Origin of the sequence: Pseudomonas entomophila, assembly GCF_013523165.1 — a bacterium.
Taxonomy (GTDB): Bacteria; Pseudomonadota; Gammaproteobacteria; order Pseudomonadales; family Pseudomonadaceae; genus Aquipseudomonas; species Aquipseudomonas entomophila_A.
Genome location: NZ_JAAMQI010000053.1, coordinates 1 through 1,323, shown reverse-complemented (window position 1 = coordinate 1,323; position 1,323 = coordinate 1). Strand labels below are relative to the sequence as shown.

General features: G+C 57.3%; 2 protein-coding genes and 1 pseudogene. All 3 read left to right on the top strand.

Annotation, left to right across the window (positions count from 1 at the left end; all coding sequences use genetic code 11):
* Positions 1 to 421 (top strand): annotated as a pseudogene (locus G7Z99_RS19600) (DUF2875 family protein); the annotation flags it as partial.
* Positions 418 to 687, top strand: coding sequence for a PAAR domain-containing protein (locus G7Z99_RS19595; protein WP_181096812.1), 270 nt, complete (start codon positions 418 to 420; stop codon positions 685 to 687). The pseudogene G7Z99_RS19600 and the gene G7Z99_RS19595, both read left to right, overlap by 4 nt.
* Positions 688 to 710: 23 nt before the next feature.
* Positions 711 to 1,323 (top strand): type VI lipase adapter Tla3 domain-containing protein (locus G7Z99_RS19590; protein ID WP_181096810.1); only part of this gene is annotated, 613 nt, incomplete at its 3' end.

Here is a 1,323-nt window from a genome sequence, read left to right as displayed (position 1 = left end):
GGCCTTGCAAGCAGGCTGGCTCAAGGCGCTGGACACCTTGCCCGATGGACAAAAACCGGTACGCGTGTTCTACGACACCACCGACAACACCGAAGCGGAAATCGCCCTGACCAACGCCTTGCACAGCTTAAACACCGATGGCCATGGCCTGGACGTGGGCAATGTGGAGGAGGGCTACGACATCGGCCGGCGCCTGGGTAATACCGGCGTCAGCAGCGCGCTGGTGGAAATCAACCTGGCCACCATCGCCAGTTACCTCGACGGCGGTGCCAGTGCCGTGGTGTATGCCGGTAGCGACGGCAGCTTCACCGTCCAGATGATCAGCCCACCCACTGACGCACGCAAGGCGAAGAACGAGCAGAATCGTGGCGCTGATCCGTTCATCTATGGCCTACCCGGTAACGGACCCCCCCCGGCATGAGGGCTCCTATTTGCTTGGGCGACCCCACCAGCGGCGGCGGCAGCGTGATCTCCTGCCAACTGGCTGGCACCCACACCGTCAACGGTAAAACGCCAGCGGTCATGGGCGACAAAGCCAGTTGCCCGTTCCACGGCGGAGTGTTCGCTTTCATCGAAGGGCACCCCAACCGTCGCCTCAACGGTAAGCCTGTGGTATTGCAAGGCCATCGGCTGGCATGTGGATGTCAGGGTGTGGCCAGCCATGCGCTAAATGTGAGCGTGTCGTAGACAATGAAGCACAGGAAACTGACATGGCACTTCGCAGTTTGAAGCCTGCTCTGGCTTGGGGCATTGCAGCGTTTGTCGGCTGGTTGGTGATCTTTGGCATGTGCTGGCGAGATGGCATCCAGGCCTATGAGAGGGCTAAGAGTGCTGCCCATGAAAAAGAAATGGCGGCAAGAATCGCCGAACAGCAGGCCATCCAGGGTCGGAGCTACGCCTTGGAGATTCGGGGTGTGGGGCTTGCAATACATCAAGACGGCCAGTCTAAAATCTGGCAATTCATAAAGAAGAAGGAAGACAACTTCGCTTCGATCTATTCGCGGGATGCAAAAGACTACGAACCGTCTTTAGATACAAGGCGAATATCTAGAGACATTAAAATCCGCATCGCCTTCAAGAATTCGGCAGGCGCGTCGGTAGCGTATTGGCCCATCCCGGTTTTTGCGCTTGGGCCGCCTGATCCCTATGAAAAAGGGTATAGAGCTGAAGACCTGATCAATGCAGGGCGTAATGCCGCGACCTTGGGCGTTACCCAGTTTCTGTGGCAAGACGATGAAAGCACGGACCATGCCCAAGGCATGATCGAACGGCTGTTCGCGTTTTTTGATGACAACCCAAAGGTGCCACAAGCCCTGATTGCAA

What these genes read in the sequence shown, in the direction of transcription:
- G7Z99_RS19595 (WP_181096812.1), top strand. Translation starts at nt 418, where the DNA reads ATGAGGGCTCCTATTTGCTTGGGCGACCCCACCAGCGGCGGCGGCAGC.